This window comes from Negadavirga shengliensis (assembly GCF_042652345.1).
In the GTDB taxonomy this organism is placed as follows: Bacteria; Bacteroidota; Bacteroidia; order Cytophagales; family Cyclobacteriaceae; genus Negadavirga; species Negadavirga shengliensis.
Genome location: NZ_JBHSJJ010000005.1, coordinates 282565 through 302475, shown reverse-complemented (window position 1 = coordinate 302475; position 19911 = coordinate 282565). Strand labels below are relative to the sequence as shown.

At 45.5% G+C, this 19911-nt stretch carries 16 protein-coding genes; 11 read left to right on the top strand and 5 right to left on the bottom strand.

Annotation, left to right across the window (positions count from 1 at the left end; translation table 11 throughout):
• The 11 genes from ACFPFU_RS11165 (at position 1) to ACFPFU_RS11115 (ending at position 12101) form a co-directional block, all read left to right on the top strand.
• Positions 1-1320, top strand: coding sequence for a GntT/GntP/DsdX family permease (locus ACFPFU_RS11165; RefSeq protein ID WP_377064480.1), 1320 nt, complete (start codon positions 1-3; stop codon positions 1318-1320).
• Between the two features lie 29 nt (positions 1321-1349).
• Positions 1350-1823 carry a RidA family protein gene (locus ACFPFU_RS11160; RefSeq protein WP_377064478.1) on the top strand — a complete coding sequence of 158 codons (474 nt, stop codon included), beginning with the start codon at positions 1350-1352 and terminating at the stop codon, positions 1821-1823.
• A 5-nt stretch (positions 1824-1828) separates the two neighbouring features.
• Positions 1829-2941 (top strand): D-TA family PLP-dependent enzyme, encoded by a 1113-nt coding sequence (locus tag ACFPFU_RS11155; protein WP_377064477.1) that lies wholly within the window; start codon positions 1829-1831, stop codon positions 2939-2941.
• Between the two features lie 49 nt (positions 2942-2990).
• Positions 2991-4061, top strand: coding sequence for a dipeptidase (locus tag ACFPFU_RS11150; protein ID WP_377064476.1), 1071 nt, complete (start codon positions 2991-2993; stop codon positions 4059-4061).
• A 399-nt stretch (positions 4062-4460) separates the two neighbouring features.
• Positions 4461-4973 carry an RNA polymerase sigma factor gene (locus tag ACFPFU_RS11145; RefSeq protein ID WP_377064474.1) on the top strand — a complete coding sequence of 171 codons (513 nt, stop codon included), beginning with the start codon at positions 4461-4463 and terminating at the stop codon, positions 4971-4973.
• Positions 4974-4976: 3 nt separating this feature from the next.
• On the top strand, positions 4977-6458 hold the full coding sequence (locus tag ACFPFU_RS11140; RefSeq protein ID WP_377064472.1) for a phytoene desaturase family protein: 1482 nt from the start codon (positions 4977-4979) through the stop codon (positions 6456-6458).
• Between the two features lie 18 nt (positions 6459-6476).
• Positions 6477-7322, top strand: coding sequence for a phytoene/squalene synthase family protein (locus ACFPFU_RS11135; protein WP_377064471.1), 846 nt, complete (start codon positions 6477-6479; stop codon positions 7320-7322).
• A 5-nt stretch (positions 7323-7327) separates the two neighbouring features.
• Complete coding sequence (locus tag ACFPFU_RS11130) at positions 7328-8029, top strand: lycopene cyclase domain-containing protein (RefSeq protein ID WP_377064470.1); 702 nt, start codon at positions 7328-7330, stop codon at positions 8027-8029.
• A 12-nt stretch (positions 8030-8041) separates the two neighbouring features.
• Entirely contained in the window at positions 8042-8887 is an 846-nt protein-coding gene (locus tag ACFPFU_RS11125; protein WP_377064469.1) for a 4-hydroxy-3-methylbut-2-enyl diphosphate reductase, read from the top strand.
• Positions 8888-8919: 32 nt separating this feature from the next.
• Positions 8920-9627, top strand: a complete 708-nt coding sequence (locus ACFPFU_RS11120; RefSeq protein ID WP_377064467.1) for a fatty acid desaturase — start codon at positions 8920-8922, stop codon at positions 9625-9627.
• Between the two features lie 71 nt (positions 9628-9698).
• Positions 9699-12101, top strand: a complete 2403-nt coding sequence (locus ACFPFU_RS11115; RefSeq protein WP_377064466.1) for a TonB-dependent receptor — start codon at positions 9699-9701, stop codon at positions 12099-12101.
• Here the strand turns inward: ACFPFU_RS11115 and ACFPFU_RS11110 are convergent.
• From ACFPFU_RS11110 to ACFPFU_RS11090, 5 genes are all read right to left on the bottom strand, one after another.
• The gene (locus tag ACFPFU_RS11110) at positions 12098-13342 is read right to left on the bottom strand and encodes a hypothetical protein (RefSeq protein WP_377064464.1); all 1245 of its coding nucleotides are present in this window, start codon (positions 13340-13342) and stop codon (positions 12098-12100) included. The genes ACFPFU_RS11115 and ACFPFU_RS11110 overlap by 4 nt on opposite strands.
• Positions 13343-13344: 2 nt before the next feature.
• Positions 13345-14349: an HlyD family secretion protein gene (locus ACFPFU_RS11105; RefSeq protein WP_377064462.1), complete on the bottom strand. Its 1005-nt coding sequence runs from the start codon at positions 14347-14349 to the stop codon at positions 13345-13347.
• A gap of 2 nt (positions 14350-14351) precedes the next feature.
• Positions 14352-15044, bottom strand: coding sequence for a DUF4956 domain-containing protein (locus ACFPFU_RS11100; protein ID WP_377064461.1), 693 nt, complete (start codon positions 15042-15044; stop codon positions 14352-14354).
• A 14-nt stretch (positions 15045-15058) separates the two neighbouring features.
• A complete protein-coding gene (locus ACFPFU_RS11095; RefSeq protein WP_377064460.1) occupies positions 15059-18088 on the bottom strand; it encodes a CotH kinase family protein in 3030 nt (1009 codons plus the stop codon).
• A gap of 131 nt (positions 18089-18219) precedes the next feature.
• The gene (locus tag ACFPFU_RS11090) at positions 18220-19902 is read right to left on the bottom strand and encodes a capsule assembly Wzi family protein (RefSeq protein WP_377064459.1); all 1683 of its coding nucleotides are present in this window, start codon (positions 19900-19902) and stop codon (positions 18220-18222) included.
• Positions 19903-19911: the final 9 nt, after the last annotated feature.

Here is a 19911-nt window from a genome sequence, read left to right as displayed (position 1 = left end):
ATGGCTTTTATCATTATTGGATTAAGCATACTTCTTTTGGTCATACTTATCGTTTGGGTCAAAGTTGAACCCTTCATCGCATTTCTCATCGCTTCCTTGCTGGCAGGCCTTTTTTTGGGTATACCCTTGGAAAACATAGCAGGGGCTGTACAAAAAGGGATTGGTGATTTACTAGGATCTCTGGTCATCGTTATCACCCTGGGAGCCATGCTGGGTAAAATCGTCGCCGACAGTGGGGCCGCCCAAAAGATCGCGGCTTTTTTGATGAAGGCTTTTGGAAAAAAACAACTGCATTGGGCCATAGCACTCACAAGTTTTGTAGTGGGTATTCCCCTGTTTTTCAATGTAGGATTTGTCTTGTTGGTGCCCTTGGTTTTTACGGTGACTTATCAATTCCGCATCCCCGCAATGACGGTGGGAATACCCATGCTTGCGGCATTGTCTGTGACCCATGGGTTGTTGCCGCCCCACCCGGCACCGGTGGCATTGGTAGCGCAATTTGATGCCAACATGGGCCTTACCCTCATCTATGGACTGGTATTGGCAGTACCCATGATCATCATTGCCGGCCCGCTTTTGGGCAAAGCACCTTTCCTGAAAAAAATGGAAGTAAAGCCCCTGGAAATCTTTATGGGGAGCCCAAAGGAAGATACAGCGCTCCCCGGCTTGGCAAACAGCCTTATATCCTCTCTTTTACCCGTGTTTCTGTTGATATCCCTTTCCTTGTTATCCCTGAAATTCGACCCTGAACATCCCGGTTTTGCCTTCCTGCAATTTATCGGCAATCCTTCAGTGGTCATGCTGGTCTCGTTAATCTGGGCCACTTTTAGTTTAGGGGTGACAAAAGGTAAAAGCATTAAATCCATTATGGACGGGTATACCCTTGCGGTCAAGGACATCGCCTTGATACTCCTGATCATCGCCGGCGCAGGTGCCTTTAAGGAAGTACTTGTTGAAAGCGGCATAAGCGAGGAAATCGGTACGATGCTCCAAAGCTGGGAAATGAATCCGCTGCTATTGGGATGGATCATTGCCGCGATCATCAGGATATCAGTCGGATCCGCGACGGTGGCCGCTCTGACGGCCGCGGGAATAGTAGCTCCCTTGATGGCGGCTGGAACCGTCAATCCGAATTTAATGGTACTCTCCATAGGCGCTGGCAGCCTGATTTTATCCCATGTAAATGATGGCGGTTTTTGGCTGGTAAAAGAATACTTCAATCTTTCCATCCAACAGACACTGCAATCGTGGACCCTGTTGGAAACGGTAGTTGCGGTTTTGGGGCTGTTGGGTGTGTTGGCTTTGGATTTTATTCTTTAACTTAGGTACTTTTAAAAAAATCAATAACCATGGAAAATTCATCAGCAGAAAGCAGGCTAAAATCATTGGGACTGACGCTCCCACCCGCCCCTCCTCCGGGCGGTGTATACAAACCCCTTTTGATTGTGGGAACCCAACTGTATCTTTCCGGACATGGTCCTGTACTCAACGACGGATCATTGATGTCTGGAAAGGTGGGCATAGACCTGGATAAAAAAGAAGGCAAGCAGGCTGCCCGGCAGGTTGGCCTGACCATGCTGTCCACCATTCGCACCCAGCTTGGAAGTCTTAATAAAATCAGGCGGGTGGTCAAAATATTGGGAATGGTCAACAGCTCCCTTGACTTTGGAGAGCATCCTTATGTCATTAATGGCTGCAGCGAGTTGTTTGCCGATATATGGGGGGAAGAAAACGGCATCGGGACCAGAAGTGCCGTCGGTTTCGGATCCTTACCGGGCAATATCCCTGTAGAAATAGAAGCTATGTTTGAGCTATATCCCTGAGGAGTATGTCAGCAAAATGGTACGAAACGGAACACGCAGCACAAATAGACAGCCCTGCCCTCCTGATATATCCAGACAGGGCGAAAGACAACATTGATAAAGCCCTAAAAATGGCCGGAGGGCCTGAACGTTTACGCCCTCACGTAAAGACCAACAAAGCGGTACAGGCCTGTCAGATGATGATGGAAGCAGGTATCACCCGGTTTAAATGCGCCACGATAGCGGAAGCAGAAATGCTGGTCATGGCTGGAGCCAAAGACATTCTCCTGGCTTATCAGCCCGTCGGCCCAAAGATCGAACGGCTTGCCAAACTTATTCAGTCTCAGCCTGCGGTAAAATTCCGATGCCTCATTGACCACATAGATGCCGCCAAGCAAATCAGCCGGAAAATGGCGGAAAATGACCTGATGATCCAGGTATACATAGATTTGAATGCGGGCACCAACCGCACCGGCATTTCTCCGGGCGCTCCGGCGGAACAGCTGTATCACCAAGCCGGAAAACTTCGGGGAATCTCCGTAGCCGGTTTTCATCTTTATGACGGTCACCTTCGGAATCCCGATATCAACCTGCGCAGGCAGGAATGTGATGAGGGTTTTCGGCCTATTGCTTCCATGTGGGCCAAACTGGAGGAGGAAGAGAACACCTCATTGGAAATGATTGCCGGAGGGACCACCACTTTTCCCATTCATGCCCAGAGAAACAGGGTGACCTGCAGTCCCGGCACTTTCATTTACTGGGACAAAGGCTATGGAGATGTATTGCCGGAGCAGCCGTTTCTGCCGGCCGCTCTTGTCATGTCGAGGGTTATTTCTTTGCCCACACCCGGACTTATCTGTTTGGATCTGGGTCATAAGTCCATCGCTTCAGAAAACCCCATTGAAAAAAGAGTCACTTTTCTCAATGCACCTGACCTGAAACCTGTCAGCCAAAGTGAAGAACACCTGGTAATGGATGCAGGTGAAGGGCATGATTTTAAAATCGGTGATGTGTTATACGGCGTGCCCTATCATGTTTGTCCCACGGTTGCCCTGCATGACAGGGCCACTGTCATAAAAGGGGGTAAAATAGCCGAAGAATGGCGGATCATCTCAAGAGACCGGAAAATCAACTTTTGACCATGTCAGTGCATAGAACATTCACATAAAACCTGTTAGAAAACAACGTATGTTTACCATAGATGCCCACCTGGATTTAAGCATGAACGCCCTGGAATGGAACAGGGATCTTCAAAAAACAGTGGAAGAAATCAACAATAGAGAGAAAGGCTTGACCGACAAGCCCGACAGGGGCAATGCTACCGTCTCTTTGCCCGCATTAAGGGAGGGCAATATCGGGCTGGTGGTGGCCACCCAGATTGCCCGCTATGTGGCACCGGACAATCCGCTGCCGGGCTGGCATTCCCCTGAGCAGGCCTGGGCACAGACTCAGGGGCAGCTGGCATGGTACCAAGCCATGGAAGCAAAGGGGCAAATGACGCAGATCAACAACCTTGAATCCTTGGAGAACCATCTGAAACTGTGGACCGGAAACGGCCCGGTAGCCGCCAAACCCATTGGCTACATCCTTTCTCTGGAAGGGGCTGATTCCATCATCGATCTCAGCTATCTGGAAAAATCCTATGAGAGCGGGCTAAGAGCGCTGGGCCCGGCCCATTATGGCCCCGGCCGCTATGCCCAAGGCACCGATGCCACTGGCGGGATGGGGACCAAGGGGAGAGAATTATTAAAAGAGATGGAGAAACTCAACATCATTCTGGACGCCACCCATCTCTGTGATGACAGTTTCTGGGAAGCCATGGATCATTTTTACGGTCACGTGTGGGCCAGTCATAACAATTGCAGGGCCTTGGTAAATCACAACCGGCAGTTCAGTGATGAGCAAATCAAAGTACTTATACAAAGGGACGCTGTGATTGGAGGAGTATTGGATGCGTGGATGATGGTTCCGGGCTGGGTCCGGGGTGTCTCCCAGCCGAAAGAAATGGATTGTGACCTGGAAAAAATGATCGATCACATGGACCATATCTGCCAATTGGCAGGCAATGCCAACCATATCGGTATCGGGTCTGACTTGGACGGCGCCTATGGAAGAGAACAAAGCCCCTATGACCTGGAAACCATCGCCGACTTAAAAAGAATACCGGACATGCTTTCCAAGAGAGGCTATACAGAAAATGACATCCAAAAGGTAATGCATGGGAATTGGCTGAAATTCCTCAGGAATGCCTGGACATAGCATCCAACCCAATCTCGTGTCGTATTTAAAGCCCCATAGACCTTGAGTCCATGGGGCTTTTTTTAACCCTCCAGTTGTCCTCCGTTCCTTATGGTATGTCTTCTAACACCCATACGCCCCTTCACTTTAAGCCAGGTTTTCCCGCTCCCGTGCGCGATAAAGTCAATATATTTTTAATATTTATTAAAAAAAGTTAAACAAATTATATATTTTAAAAGTGAAAAATTGGAATATAAAAAATATCAAAATGAATATATCAATTTAATAAAGATTATTAAAAACTGATATACCAATAAATATAACTCCGCTATCGTTTAATAAAGTCTAAATATTTCTTCAAAAAGAGTTGTATTTTTGTTTAATATAATTTAATTTTATTTAAACAAAACTAAAACAACTATGACCACGCTGGAATTCAGTTACTCTCTTTACAAACTTACCAAGTCGCTGAAACCCTTTGCCCTCAAGCTGACGAGGGATATGGATGATGCTGACGATCTACTTCAGGAGACGGTGTTGAAGGCGTTTACCAACAAGGATAAATTTACAGAGGGCACCAATCTCAAAGCCTGGCTCTACACCATCATGAAAAACACATTTATTACCAGTTATCAACGAATGGTTAGAAGAGGCACTTTTGTGGATACTTCCGACAATCTGCATTTCCTTAACTCAGGAGGTACTGTCGTTGAGAACCGTGCTTTAGGGGCGTTTGCCATGAAGGACATCCATACCGCCATTGACAAACTGGATGATGTTTATAAAACCCCGTTCATGATGCATGTCAGAGGGTATAAGTACCATGAGATCGCGGACAAATTAGACCTCCCCATAGGAACTGTTAAAAATCGTATTCATATTGCAAGAAAGCTGCTGAAGGAAGGGCTGAGTATCTATCAAGCCAAAAACTGAGACATGTCTGAAGAGAAAGTTGTGGTGATAGGGGCTGGTTTTGCCGGGTTGTCCGCAGCCACCCATCTCGCAGATGCGGGGGAAGATGTGGTGATATTCGAAAAAAACCAAAGCCCGGGCGGCAGAGCGAGGAATTTTGAAGCGGAAGGATTCCACTTTGACATGGGGCCAAGCTGGTATTGGATGCCCGATGTCTTTGAAAACTACTTCAAAAAATACGGGAAAAAACCCGGAGACTACTATCAACTTGTCAGACTGAACCCCTCTTATAAGGTTTTTTACGGTGTAGATGATGCGATGGAATTACCTTCAGCACTAGCGGAATATACAGCTGCCCTAGAAGTTCTGGAACCGGGGATATCCGAAAAACTTCACCGTTTTTTGGAACAGGCCGCCTATAAATACCAAGTGGGGATCCATGATCTGGTCCACAAACCCAGTCTATCCCTTACGGAATTTGCCAGACTGTCACTTGTTAGGGATCTTCTCCGGCTGGACCTTTTCCAACCCATGTCCAAGCATGTGAGGAAATTTTTTAAAAACGGGAAGATCATCCAATTAATGGAATTCCCGGTGCTCTTCTTAGGGGAAACGGCCCAAAATATCCCTGCGCTCTACAGTCTGATGAATTATGCTGATATCGTACTGGGGACCTGGTATCCCATGGGAGGAATGCATGAAGTTGTCAAAGGAATGGTACAGCTGGCTGAAGAAAAAGGAGTGGCGATCCGCTTGGGAGAAGAAGTCACCCAAATCAATGTCCATGGCGGAACCGCCCATTCCATTACCCTGTCCAATGGGGAAAACATCCGCTGCAAAGCCATCGTGGCGGGAGCCGATTACCATTATGTCGACCAGCAACTTTTGGACAAACCGTGGAGAAATTATTCTCCGCATTATTGGGAAAACCGCACCTTGGCGCCATCATCTCTGCTCTTCTTCTTAGGGATCGACATCAAATTAAAAAACCTTCAGCACCACAACCTATTTTTTGATGAACCATTGGAAGCTCATGCTGATGCCATTTACAAAAAGCCCCGATGGCCCGAAAGACCACTTTTCTATGTGTCTGCTCCTAGCGTCACAGACCCCAGCGTGGCACCTCCTGACAAAGAAAACCTTTTCATCCTGATTCCTCTTGCCCCGGATCTGGAAGATAACGAGGCGATCCGGGAGAAGTATTTTCATATCGTCATGGACAGACTTGAAAAGCTCACCAAACAAAATATCAGGCAACATATCACCTACAAACGGTCCTATGCGCACCGGGATTTCAAAAAGGATTACCATGCGTACAAAGGCAATGCTTACGGTCTCGCCAATACATTGTCCCAGACCGCCATCCTGAAACCCTCATTGAAAAACAAAAAAGTACCGAATCTGTTCTATGCAGGACAACTAACCGTTCCCGGCCCTGGTGTCCCTCCTTCACTTATCTCCGGGGAAGTGGTAGCCAAGGAGGTAATAAAGAAACTGAAAGCATAACCTTGACCCTGTCCACCCATGAAAGATCCAAAGATACTTTTTGAAAAAACTGCCTTTGAATGCAGCAAACTGATTACCCATCGCTACAGCACATCATTCACCATAGGCATACAAACACTGGATAAAACCTACCAGGCTCCGATTTATGCCATCTATGGTTTTGTAAGGTATGCAGATGAAATCGTGGACACCTTTCACGATCAGGACAAACAGCGGTTACTGAACGATTTCAGAACGGCCACCTTTTCCGCCATCAATCAGCAAATCAGCCTAAATCCAGTATTGCATGCTTTTCAGATTACCGTCAACAGGTATAAAATAGAAAATGAATTGATCGATGCGTTTCTGACCAGCATGGAAATGGATCTGAATTTCAAGAATTATAATGCTGCCAACTATGAAGAATACATACACGGTTCTGCAGAAGCCGTGGGATTGATGTGCCTTCGGGTTTTTTGTAACGGCAATCAGGAAGCGTATGACAGGCTGAAATATTCCGCCTGCAAACTCGGAGCTGCTTTTCAGAAGGTGAACTTTCTCAGGGACTTAAAAAGCGACTTTGAAGACCGGGGCAGGACGTATTTCCCGGGGATAGATTTCGACGGTTTCAATGACGTTGTGAAAAAGGAAATAGAAAAAGACATCGAGCGTGATTTCCAGGAGGCTTTAATAGGTATCAATCAGCTTCCTAAAGGCGCCTATTTAGGCGTGAAGATAGCGTATGTTTATTATCTAAAGCTTTTCCACAAAATCAGGAGCATGTCTTCCCAGTCCGTGATCGGAAAAAGGATCCGCATTCCCAACGCCAGAAAAATCGCTCTCTTGACGCAAACCTACTTTAGGACTAAAATGGGGCTAACCTGAGCAGGATGGAAAATTATTACTATCTGGGTTTGTTGGTTATCACATTGGCTTACCCCTTGCTTCAATCATTTGAACGCAGGATACAATATTACAAAAAGTGGTACGCTCTCGGTCCGGCTGTTTTTATTCCGGCGGCGCTTTATATTTATTGGGATCATTGGTTCACGGCGATAGGCGTTTGGGGATTCAATCCAAGATATGTTATCGGAATTTACCTGTTTGGGCTCCCCATGGAAGAAATCATGTTTTTTTTTATCGTCCCTTTCGCCTGCGTTTTTATTTATGAAGTCATGATTTATTTTGTCAAAAGAGATATTCTGCGGCCATTTGCCCACTTCTTTGTTTACTTAACTGCCCCCTTGTTCTTTATCCTGGGAACCATTCATATAGACAAGTTGTACACGGCTATAAATTTCCTGCTCACCGGCATTATCTTGTTGATTCATTTTATTATCTTTAAAAACAAGTACCTGGGAAGGTTCCTGTTGGGTTATTTCGTTACCTTAATCCCCTTTATGCTGGTAAACGGTATCCTTACCGGTAGCTTCCTTGATGAACCGATCGTCATCTATAACGATTCTGAAAACTTATCCCTGCGTGTCGGAACTGTCCCCATCGAAGACAGCGTTTATCTATTAGGACTGTTGCTCCTCAACATTACTATTTACGAAAAAATAAAGTCTCTTAAAACAATTCAAAGCAGCTGAGGTTAAGAATGTATGCTAAACCTGGATGTACATATAGATAAAAATTCCGGCTTCTGTTTTGGAGTGGTCTACGCCATTGAAATGGCAGAAGAAATATTGGACCATGAAGGCCATCTTTATTGTCTGGGAGACATCGTTCACAATGATGAAGAAGTAAAGAGGCTTTCCGAAAAGGGTCTCATTGTCATCAATCACAAGGATTTGGCGTCTTTAAAGGGAGAAAAAGTACTCATAAGAGCTCATGGAGAACCCCCAGCTACCTATGAACTTGCCATCCATAATAACCTGACACTGATTGACGCGTCCTGCCCTGTGGTATTAAAGCTCCAAAACCGTATAAAAAGGTCATTTGATAAAGAAGAAAACATCTACATCTATGGCAAACACGGTCATGCCGAAGTCATCGGTTTATTAGGGCAGACCAACAACAAGGCTGTTGTCTTTCACGACATCAGTGAACTGAATATTCCGTCCTTGCCGAAATCCATAACCCTTTACAGCCAGACCACCAAAAGCACGGATAAGTTTTATGAAATCAACGAGATACTGAAAGACAACGGTATTTCCGTAGCTACCAACGACACCATCTGCCGACAAGTCTCCAATCGGGACAAAGAACTGAGGGATTTTTCCTCTAAGTTTGATCATATTGTATTCGTGAGCGGCACCAAGTCCTCCAATGGCCGCGTATTGTTCAATGTATGCAGGGAAAAAAACCCAAATTCTTATTTTGTATCCCATCCTGATGAGGTGCAGAAAGAATGGTTTGGCAAAAACGACCGCGTCGGTATCTGCGGAGCCACCTCCACCCCGATGTGGCTTATGGAAAAAATAAAAAACCGAATCCTTCAATTTTGAATGATTCTCTCGCGGAATAGCTTCATTTAAAAATGGCCCATAAAAACTTTTTTTCAGCCTACCTTGCCGCCAGAGGAATCCTTATTGCCCTGGCGATCATCATAGCATGGGGCCTTTCCCTCCTGCTGCTCCTGTATCGGGAAATTGATTTCGGCCATCCATTGACCTATTTGGGTGTTTTGGTGCAAACCCACCTTTATACCGGACTCTTTATCACCGCACATGATGCCATGCATGGGGTGGTTTCCCGGGATACCCGCACCAATCATTTCCTCGGCTGGCTGGCGGCCATCCTGTTCTCGTTTAATTTTTACTGGAGGTTATTTCGAAAACACCATGAGCACCACAGGTTTGTGGCCACGGACAAAGATCCTGATCACCACGATTCCGGCAATTTCTTCCTCTGGTATTTCAGTTTTATGAAGGCATATGTCAACATATGGCAGCTCTTGCTGATGGCGGTAGCCTTTAATTTATTGAAGCTTATTTTTCCTCTAAACAACCTCCTCCTGTTTTGGATACTCCCAGCGGTATTATCCACCTTTCAGCTTTTCTATTTTGGCACGTACCTTCCTCACCGCGGAGAAAACCCAAACAAGCACCGGTCCCGATCCCTTTCACGCAATCATCTTTGGGCATTCATCTCCTGTTATTTCTTCGGTTACCATTACGAACACCATGACTCTCCCACTACCCCCTGGTGGAAGTTATGGAGGGTTAAGGAAAAGTCTTCCTTTTAGAAAAAAATAAACGTTCATTTACAAACATTTTTCGCTGGTTTGGATTATTGAAATGTACATCTCATAAAACAATGAAAAACATACTCCTCCCTCTTTTATTTTTTTGTGCATCGGTCTCCTCCGCCCAAGAAGGTACGGTCACCGGCAGGATTACCAATGCCATCAATAACCAGCCGGTGCCATTCGCCAATGTAGCCATCCAAGGCTTGGAAAAAGGAGCTGTCACGGATGAAAACGGGAGGTATGCCATAACCGGCTTGGATCCGGGACTTTATAACATACAAGCTTCATTTGTGGGATTCAAACCCAAGACGGTTTATGAAATACAGGTGACCAGGGCGAGGCCAGTCCAAGTAGATTTTGAGCTGGAGGAAGATGCCGCCGATCTGGAAGAGATAGTCGTGGCTTCGGAATTCACCCGCTCAGAGGAAACCCCCTTGTCAGCAAGAAAACTCAATGCCAACGAAATAGAAAGATACCCGGGGGGCAACAGGGATATCAGCCGGGTAATCCAATCCTTACCCGGCGTGGCGAGCACGGCGAGTTTTCGAAACGATATTATCATCAGAGGCGGAGCCCCCAATGAAAACAAGTTCTTTATAGACGAAATCGAGGTGCCCGTCATCAATCACTTTGCCACACAGGGTTCCAGTGGTGGACCGGTGGGTATCCTTAATGTCAATCTCATCAAAAGTGTGGATGTGATCAGCGGCGCTTTTCCCTCTCACCGGATGAACGCACTCAGCTCTTTTTTTGAATTCCAGCTCAAAGATGGGAGAAGGGACAAAATGTTTACCCAGGTCACGGTAGGTGCCAGTGAACTCACTTTGTCCAATGAAGGCCCCTTGGGAGAGAAAACCACTTATATCTTTTCGGTCAGAAGATCGTATCTTCAGGGACTTTTCCGCCTTTTAGGGCTCCCCTTCCTTCCCACCTTCCATGATTTTACCTTTAAAACAAAAACCAACATCAACGATAAAACCGAATTGACTGTTTTGGGTGTAGGGGCCATCGATGACTTTGTCCTGAACTTTGATATTCCCGACAATGAAAATCAGGAGGAAAGGGAAAACAGACTTTACCTTTTGGATAACCTTCCTATTTCCTCTCAATGGAACTATGCCACGGGCGCGAAATTGAGGCGTTTCCGGGAAAATGGCTATTGGACATTCATATTGAGCCGGAACATGCTGAATAACCGGGCCTTTAAATATGCACAAAATGACGATTCTGATCCGCAAAACCTTCTGTTTGATTATCTGAGCCAGGAAAGCGAAAATAAATTCAGAGCAGAAAACAACATTTTCAAAAAAAACACTACCCTACAATATGGTGTGAATTACGAGTTTAGCCGATACCATATTCAGAATTTTGACCGACAGGTGTTGACCCAGGATGGGCAAGAACTGAATATTTCCTCTGTCTCACTGTTCAATTCCTACGGAGGATTTGTTCAGATAAGCAAAAAATGGTTGAATGAGAAGTTATTGGTGTCAGGGGGAGTCAGGATGGACGGCAGCGATTTTGCCAACACCGCAGCCAATCCGCTGAATCAAATCAGCCCCCGGATCTCCACCAGCTATCAGGTCTCCGACAACCTTTTCTGGACAGCCAATGCGGGTATTTACTATCAGAAACCACCTTACACGGTGTTGGGTTTTCAAAACAATGAGGGCAACTACATCAATCAGGAAAACGATGTGCGTTTCATCCGGTCCACCCATTTTATTTCCGGAATGGAATTTCAGGTTCCGGAAAGAAACAGGAAATTCTCAGCGGAATTATTTTATAAACGTTACCAAAACTACCCAACTTCTGTCAGGAACGGGATTGCATTGGCCAACCTCGGCGCAGACTTCGGGGTCATAGGCAATGAACCCGTAAGATCAGATGCGGAAGGCAGGGCATTCGGGCTCGAACTGCTTGCCCAACAAAAATTATATAATAATTTTTACGGCATTGCCGCAATGACCCTGGTACGCAGCGAATTCACCAACCCGAATACCGATGGCTTCATTCCTTCCTCTTGGGACAACCGCTTTATTGTCAGTCTTACAGCAGGAAAGAGGCTTAAAAAAGACTGGGAAATAGGTGCCCGGTGGCGCTTTTTGGGCGGAACCCCTTATACGCCTTTTGATTTGGAACTGTCCTCACTGAGATCAAACTGGGATGTGTTCAACCAAGGCATATTCAATTTCAACCGCATCAATGCCCTCCGGCTCAACAGTTTTCACCAATTGGATTTCAGGATAGACAAAAAATATTTCTTTAACCGCTGGAACCTTAACTGGTATTTTGATATACAAAATGCTTATAATTTTCGAGCGGAGCAACCGGATATCCTGGTTCCACAGCGCGCGGATAATGGGAGCATCCAACCGGACCCCAATGATCCCAGCCGGTATTTGCTCCGGCAAGTAGCCAACCCTGCCGGCACCATATTGCCTACGGTTGGTTTGATTGTGGAGTTTTAATGCTGAATAAGCAACAGTTCTGATGAAGAAAAATAATTGACAAAAGGTTCTTTAACCAACCAACCGGAGAGATCCAACAGTTCGATATATTCGGTTAAAATTTCCTTTTCCAGCGCTATAGCCATTTGTTGCTTTAATAGAATATTTTCCTTTACCTTAAGCAGGATCAAAGGGGAAAGTCCTTCAATGGATCGGTATTTTTCCAAAGATCTTTGCTGTGTATTGCCCTCAATCATCCCAGATAAGGTATTATATTTTTTCAGAAGCGTTTCCAGTACATGGATTTTCTGACTTATCTCCTCCTCCAGGATCAGTGAAGTTTCTTTGAGCATGCTTTCTTCCTTCATGATCCTGAACTGCCGGTCTATCAGGCTGCCCTTTCCCGCTGAGCCCACCGGTATCCTGAAACCTATCCCCACTGCCAAGGCTCTCTCGATCCCCGCCCCCAAAACATCCCGGTAACTTGCTTCGAAAAATTTTACCGGGTTGCGCTGGGAGGCCCTTTTCTCCAAAAAATCCAACTCTGCCAACTCTTTATCTATCCGCTTTCTGTCGTAATAAAAATTTTCCTGCTCGACGTCAAACTGGACATTTTTTAAAAAATTCTCAATATCCGGGGCACTCACCAGACCATCGTCAGAAACCGCCAATGGTCCCTGTAGCCCAAGCAAGTCGCCAAGCTCCTGGTCATGATGTTTTGTACTCCTTTCCAGTTCAATCAACTCCAACACAAAGCGGTCATATTCCTCCTCTGCTTTAAGCAGGTCCTGAAAGTCAAAATCCAGATTGGATATGCTTCTTTCAAATACGGTCTTCCTTTCTTTGAACAAGGTCTCCAGCTCCATCATGACTGCCAGTTGCCTCTGGTCACTGATTTTCCGGGCTATTAAATGGTACCTTTGTTTTATCAGCTTGTTCAGCCTGTCCTTTTTCTCAAGCTCTTGTTCCAAAAAGGAGGTGTTTAGATATTCCCGGCTGTATTTTCTTTCAGAGGGCGAATTGGTGTAAGTCCTGAACCTGTACATTTGCTCTCTGGGATTGAAGTTACGGGTTCGCGTCCGCAGCTCCATATGATCCAGGTAACTGACATGATGGCTGTTCCGTTGGTAATAATCAATGCGCTCTCCAAGTGAAACATATGACTCATCTTCAAAAGCGGTGGCTAAAACGGCACCAGAAGTGACAATAAGGCTGTCCTGCATGACTCCGGTCCAGAATGCCAACACATACAATATTCCCATTATCAATTCATTTTTCTCAACGTGACCTTCTCCCCCTGCAAAAAAAGGTTGTCTTCCGGTATCTTGATCTGAACCTCTCTTCCCCACAATCTTACTTCCATGTTTTTCCTCAATCTCTCCGGATATTCAGTGATCTTTGATCCAATTCCCACGACTTCACCCACGGCTTTCTTGCTCCTGTTCCAGTCACTGGCTACCTCTATTCTATCACTGACAGCGATCTCCTGGTAACTGTTCTCGTGGATGAATCCGTTGACATAAGAAGGGGCATGGGAGTCTACTGACAAAATGGGCATATGGGGAGCAATAATATCTCCAGGTTTGATAGTAACCGACCCGATCACTCCGTCATAGGCCGCATATACGTTGAACTTTTTCTGTTCGAGCCGGAGTTTCTCCAGTTCCCCCATGATGTTTTTTATCTGTACTTTATAGGGACTTTCCTCCGATTCCAGTTGGGCCTCTAATTGGTCTATCCTGACTTTCATGGGATCGGTCAGCAGTTTCAGGTCCTCACGCAATGCTTCCATACGGATGGCTGTGGGGTTGACGGTCTGAAAATCAGTTTGGATAGATGCCAAACTCCTCAGATCGCTTGTCAGATCCTTATTGATCCCATATTGCGTTTCCAATTGGCGGATTTCGTAGGTCAGTTCTGCTTCCTTAGCGAGTATCTCGGCTTCCAATTGGGAAATCTGGGACTTAATTTCCAGTGTCGAATGCATTTCCAAAGCCTGTATTTCCATTAACCTATCCGTATAATCCCTGATCCTCAATTCCAGTTCGGGACTACTCACCTCCAAAATTTTCTGGCCCTGTGAAACGTACTCCCCGCTTACCACCAATATCTCTTTTACCTCCACGACCTCTCCATAACTGATAATTTTCTCGTCCTTCTCAGCTACTCCCAAAAAAGCCGAATTGGATTGTATGTTTTGAAAATTAAAGAAAATAAGAAAGCCCACCGCGACTAGCCACAATAAGAGCAGGTAACCAAATTTTTTCATCTTCAATTAAAGTTTTCATTCGTGTCTTCATATTCAATTCTTGCCGTCAATGAAGGGGTGAGCTTTTCCAACTCAAAGAGCAGGTTAACCTCTTCATTTTGCGATTTCATCCGGATCTGGTATTCCAGTTGCACCCTTCTCTCTTTATCCACCGGCCTGGTATGTCTGATGTTCATCAAAGAAACACCATGACACCAATCTCCCAGTACTTTTTCCACTTTGTTTTTTTGCTCCATATCCCCCTCATAACTGATCCTGACAAGGGCAGAAGGCATGTATTTTCTGCCGAAATAGGTAAAATGAAGGGCAAAAGCCGCCATACAGAAAAACAGCGTGCCTACTATCGCTATGGCGTAACCATATACCCCACATGCAATGCCGATCGCCAACGACGCGAATAAAAATATAATATTTCTCGGGTTTCGGAAATTGGTCCTGAAGCGTATGATGGCCAAGGCCCCCAACATACCTAAACCTATAGCCACACTGTCTCCAATCGCTTGAATTACCATAATGGCTACTATGGGACTCAAAACCAATGCCTGTATGAAAGGAGCACTATAACCTGAAAGAGGAGTGGTAAGGTAATAGGTAAAAGCGATGAGTATGGCCAAAGAAAAGGCAAAAAGCACTGTGTACAACACAGTGAAAAATGCCGGAAATTCCCCCGATGTGTGTAAACTAAAATAGTCCATTAAGTAATATCGCTTTAATGCTTGATAAACCGCAACACTTCCATATGCTGTGAAGTCGTGATCTTGATGCTGTATGCGCCTGCCGGTAAGCCATCCAATGCTACCGAAATGCTTTGGTCCGGCACTTTGCCAAACTTATTGACGATAACTCCTTGCGAATTGATAATTTCAAAACCATTAATATTTTCCCATCCCTCACTGAAATCAATTTTCAAGCCCGAAGGGGTAGGGTTGGGATAAATTCGATTTATCAGCGACTTTTTCTCTTTATTCAAATGGTCAGGAAGACCGGTAATTATTTCATCCCTCATTGGTACCCCCTCCACGGCAATGTTGTTGAACCTCGCGTTTCCACTGTTTCCCGTGACGGTGCTGCCATCGAATGAAAACCGGATGGCAAGGTCGGAATTGTCATTGGCTTCCGTTATTTCACTTAAGTCAATGGTCAACAATTGATAATTTTCGGCAAGCTGAATGGTGTTTTCAGCCAATCCTTCGGTTGTCCAGTCACCATTATTGCTGTTGAAATATTCCCAACGCATGACAGAAGGACCGTTATTCGTCCTGGAAACCGCTAAGGTAAGCTTTATATCGGTGTGAAACGAGGAAGGTATTTTTAATTCTAGCATGCCTTTTCGAATTTCCCCATTCTCTACCACCTGCAAAGGATTTCTAACCCTTATTCCTCTCATTTCAGCGTCCGCAAAAGGAATACCGCTGTTGGCTTCCTCCCTGTAATTAACTGCGGTAGGATCATTTACCCTGTCCATGATGCCTTCTGTTCCTTCTTCCGGCGGATAATCGGAAACAGCAGGGTGAAAAATCAATTCACCTAAAGGTACTAGCGGCAAGCGGTTGTAATGGGGATGGACCTGACTTAAAGGGGTATCGTTTGGAACTTTGGTATCAAACAGCCAGAAATGGATCAGCTGATGGTCTTTTTCTTCTTTTTCCCTGAAAAATACCTCTACCGTGAAATCTTCTGAAAATGTAACTTCCGGCTCCTTTTCCTCGGTAGGTACCCCATTGATAAGCCAATGATCAAATTCATATCCGGAATGGGGGTTTGCGGCCAATTTTATGGGGACATCCTTAAAATAAATCCCGTTCCATGGATAAGGAGCTTCTCCTACGCCAGCTGTTTCGGAATTGAGCGCTACGGTATTGATCCGTATCGAGCCTGCTCCCGGATCATTTACATTTGCCGTGACCTTCAAGGTTCCCGGGATGTTAAAATAACTACAAAGCTGCTGGAACTGGTGGCTGGGCCGATGGTGGGCAAAATGTATATAATTGTTCAATTTCTGCTCCGTTGCCCACTGATAATGCCACCTCCTTTCATGCTCCTCCAACTCTGACCGCACTTTTTCGTAAGTGTCCCTAAGTATCGGCTCCATGCGCTCGGGCCTGAAAATCGTATTGATATGATCTGCAAACCGGTTTAAAAAAAGATGCTTGAACTCCTCATTTTGCAAAAGGCTCCTTAACATCGCAGTTTTCTCCGGATCGCCCGATGCAAACTGATTCCCCCCACCCTCAGGATGGATAAAATTAATCAACATATCAAACTCCGGTCCGCCATGGGGTGCAGCGTCAAAATCCCATACCATAAACCGCCATTTCCCATCCTGATAAGGGCGGTCATTAGGGTTTTTCACCCTCCAATAGTTAAAATGTTTTTCTCCGTACCAGTCGGAATTGCTCAGGTAAATAAAAAGGACATTATAATCAATGTAACTTAGTACATCCACCCTGTCCTCAAACGTTTTGTAGTTTTCGGCCTCCGACATATCCCTCCCTGTCACGTGATTGTACAGCGCTCTGTACAGAAGTATGTCCTCAGGATTATCTGTCTCCACCTGACTGCTGTTTCCCTGGCCCCAAGGCGCCGCCAATATCACCAGGTTATCTCTCTCAATAAGGTATTTTTTGGAAAGAAAATGATCGTTTGTTCTATCTCTGATATTGGCTACCCCCCAATATTCTCCATTAAAAAAATGGACAACAGGCAGGGAACGCTGCACCTCGACTTTGGCAGGCTGCATGATCCTGTGAGTGGCAGCATCAGAAAAAACATCCATTAAGTCCCCTCCCATCCTCACCAGCAAGTGCTTATGGTCATCCATGGGCGCTCCATAGATATCAGTTCCCCCTTGAAAAAAAGGATAAACCATGGAATTTTGTTCGTCGTAATCGTTCCGGGCATACAGCCGAAACCCTTTCATGGGACGTGACCTTGACCCTCCCCCATGAATCCTCATCCCCAAGTTTTGGGAAAATTCCAATTCTCCTTCCGTACTGAAGAATTCTGCATGGACCGGCCGTTCCCATTCTATGCCCCTTTTTCCAAAGTTCGCATAGTCCACATAATTACTTGGAGTCCCTCCCGCATCAAAATAAGTTTTGCCCTGTACATAAATGCCTTTTTCATAACCAAATAGATTTTCAGCATCAGTAGAAATGGACAGGACGGGTAACGAATACCGGGCACTTTGCTCCGGATGCACAAAGTAGGTCGCCGTCACCGTCTCACTCTCCTCGCCCTCCTTGATCACTTTGGCTTTAATTACCTGACCTTTGAAAGTTTTCTCCGTGGGTTTTCTCCAATAAATTCCAAATGAGGTATCATAACTCGTGATGATCTCCGAAAGATCGTTGTTTTCCGAAGTTCTGTTGTTTACATGTACAGGGTCGCTATAAATATATGTGATATTATTTCGGGGTATATTCTGACTCTCAGTCCATTCCTGGTGATGGAAATAATTCACCAGATAAGACACAGATTCTTCTATATTTTCCAGGCTTGGCTCAGAGCCGTCAAGTGTATACAAAATGGTCGCCGACGGATCCTCCGTCTGTATGAGCACATCCAAATCACTGCTGTACCATCCCGGGTCGGGAGAAAATAGGGGAGCCGGTACCTGGACCAACAACCTGGGAGAAGTAAGAAAACCCGGAAGCATCCCCGGTGAAGCATACGTCTCTCCAATGGTTTTTAAAAATGAGACCATTAACAAGATTCCAAAAAGTAAAACTTTTCCCATTCGCAATACTGTTTTTAAATAAACCAAATAGCCGAAATCAATAGACAGGCCAGTCTAAACTTACGTACAAATGCCGCCGAGGTTCAAAAATAGTTTCAAAAACACCAATCGTCCAACTATATTCCTCAAAGTTATTTAAGAATATAGTTAATCCCTATGTTGGCCACGAAGTTTTTCCGGTCCCATCCAGGTATAAAATACTGGTTCGGTTGGTTTACGATGTACCATTTGTAATTCAGAGTATTCACATATTGTATCCTGCTGTACAACAGCAGATTACCAAACCTCCAGTCTCCTACTACAGAGGGGACCATATCCACGTATTTCACCCGCCAATCTTTGATGTGCTCAAACCTAAAATAATAAAAGTCATTATTGTATACAATCCTTTCAAATTGCAGACCGATTCGGTTAAAATCCTTGATCCAGCTTACCTCAGCAAAGATTACATTGCTTCCGGGCCCGTTCCCTGCGCCCAAAACCTGGCCAAGGTGGGTGTAGCCATGTCTCACATGGTGATGCACATACCAGCTGTCCACATTCCGGATTGTCTCCCTTACTGTCTGACCTGTTTGGGTGATCTCCATCGCAACCTGAAGATAACCATCCTTTTTAAGCCGCTGGTAATTTACAAAACCGAAAGTGAATGCGCGATTGAGTTCCGGTACTGTCAGAAATTCCTCCAGGACGCGATCATTCCCTTTGGTTCCGAATTCACCATAAAACTCAAAATGCCCTTTGGGACTCATCCATCTGAAAAATCCTGAGCTCATCTGATAGCGCTTGTCCCGTCTTGGATTGACCACGGACCTGCTGCCTTTTTCACCATTAAAAACCGGCAACCAATCGGAGAACCCTTCCATATCATTAAAATACATCTGGGAAACGGAACTGAAACCCAAAAACAAACCCGGAACCCATTTGGGTTGATAACTCAGGATAAGACCCGAGAGGTATCTCCCGTCCCTGTCCCTTTTGGGCTGGTACACGGTTGTTTGCTGCCATACATAATCAGAATGAGGGGGCTGGTATTGTGAATTCTCCAAATATCCGGCAATTAACTGCCCCTCAAAAGCTCCGACAGTTGTTTGAAGGGGCTTTTGGGTGTTCGCCGTAAGATGCCAAAACCCAGGAGCGTTATTGCTTAGCATCAAGGAATTGCGCTTGGCTGGTCCCCACCACAGATTTTCAGAGGATATCCCGAAGGAAAGGCCATTTACATTGTAGCGAAGACTGGATTGACCGGGGTGCAAACTGGTGTAGGCCCTTTCTCCAAACCGTTCCGGGGCATCAATCCGGTTCATCCACTCATAATAGTACAGTACAGTGCTGCGATGTTCAACAGGAAATCCCAGAAAATCCTTGTTTTGGGCGACTACCAATTCGGGCTGGACCTGTAAACTCAGCTTGCCTATTTTATAAAAGAACCCCCCTGAAACCAGCGTCTGCATTCCCCTGGCAGGAATCATCGCGCCGTTGTTGATCCCAAAACTGTATTTAGAGGTGAACTGGTTGTTCATGATCAAAGGGAGCACATTAAAACGGCCTTCGTCATCAGTGATGCTGTGGTAGTCTGAATTTTCATAATCCAAAAAACTCCCGTCCAAATCTATCCCATCTTTTCTTCCGAACACCATTTCTGGCAGGATAGGCCTGATGGCAAAGGAAAAGGTGCTATCCACATTTCCCAAGAGCTGTTGCCTCCTCATGTACTCTTCCATCATAGGTGCATTCAGGGATATTGATTGAGCCTGCCCTTCCCATGTCCGGAAAAACAATGCGGACAACAACAAAAAACCGAGTATTTTTTTCATTAGCGTTCT

Bases quoted from the DNA above. Each gene is read 5' to 3' on its own strand.
- ACFPFU_RS11100 (WP_377064461.1), bottom strand. From the start codon at position 15,044: ATGGACTATTTTAGTTTACACACATCGGGGGAATTTCCGGCATTTTTC.
- ACFPFU_RS11160 (WP_377064478.1), top strand. From the start codon at position 1,350: ATGGAAAATTCATCAGCAGAAAGCAGGCTAAAATCATTGGGACTGACG.
- ACFPFU_RS11145 (WP_377064474.1), top strand. From the start codon at position 4,461: ATGACCACGCTGGAATTCAGTTACTCTCTTTACAAACTTACCAAGTCG.
- ACFPFU_RS11135 (WP_377064471.1), top strand. From the start codon at position 6,477: ATGAAAGATCCAAAGATACTTTTTGAAAAAACTGCCTTTGAATGCAGC.
- ACFPFU_RS11140 (WP_377064472.1), top strand. From the start codon at position 4,977: ATGTCTGAAGAGAAAGTTGTGGTGATAGGGGCTGGTTTTGCCGGGTTG.
- ACFPFU_RS11150 (WP_377064476.1), top strand. From the start codon at position 2,991: ATGTTTACCATAGATGCCCACCTGGATTTAAGCATGAACGCCCTGGAA.
- ACFPFU_RS11125 (WP_377064469.1), top strand. From the start codon at position 8,042: ATGCTAAACCTGGATGTACATATAGATAAAAATTCCGGCTTCTGTTTT.
- ACFPFU_RS11115 (WP_377064466.1), top strand. From the start codon at position 9,699: ATGAAAAACATACTCCTCCCTCTTTTATTTTTTTGTGCATCGGTCTCC.
- ACFPFU_RS11120 (WP_377064467.1), top strand. From the start codon at position 8,920: ATGGCCCATAAAAACTTTTTTTCAGCCTACCTTGCCGCCAGAGGAATC.
- ACFPFU_RS11110 (WP_377064464.1), bottom strand. From the start codon at position 13,342: ATGGGAATATTGTATGTGTTGGCATTCTGGACCGGAGTCATGCAGGAC.
- ACFPFU_RS11095 (WP_377064460.1), bottom strand. From the start codon at position 18,088: ATGGGAAAAGTTTTACTTTTTGGAATCTTGTTAATGGTCTCATTTTTA.
- ACFPFU_RS11130 (WP_377064470.1), top strand. From the start codon at position 7,328: ATGGAAAATTATTACTATCTGGGTTTGTTGGTTATCACATTGGCTTAC.
- ACFPFU_RS11105 (WP_377064462.1), bottom strand. From the start codon at position 14,349: ATGAAAAAATTTGGTTACCTGCTCTTATTGTGGCTAGTCGCGGTGGGC.
- ACFPFU_RS11090 (WP_377064459.1), bottom strand. From the start codon at position 19,902: ATGAAAAAAATACTCGGTTTTTTGTTGTTGTCCGCATTGTTTTTCCGG.
- ACFPFU_RS11165 (WP_377064480.1), top strand. From the start codon at position 1: ATGGCTTTTATCATTATTGGATTAAGCATACTTCTTTTGGTCATACTT.
- ACFPFU_RS11155 (WP_377064477.1), top strand. From the start codon at position 1,829: ATGTCAGCAAAATGGTACGAAACGGAACACGCAGCACAAATAGACAGC.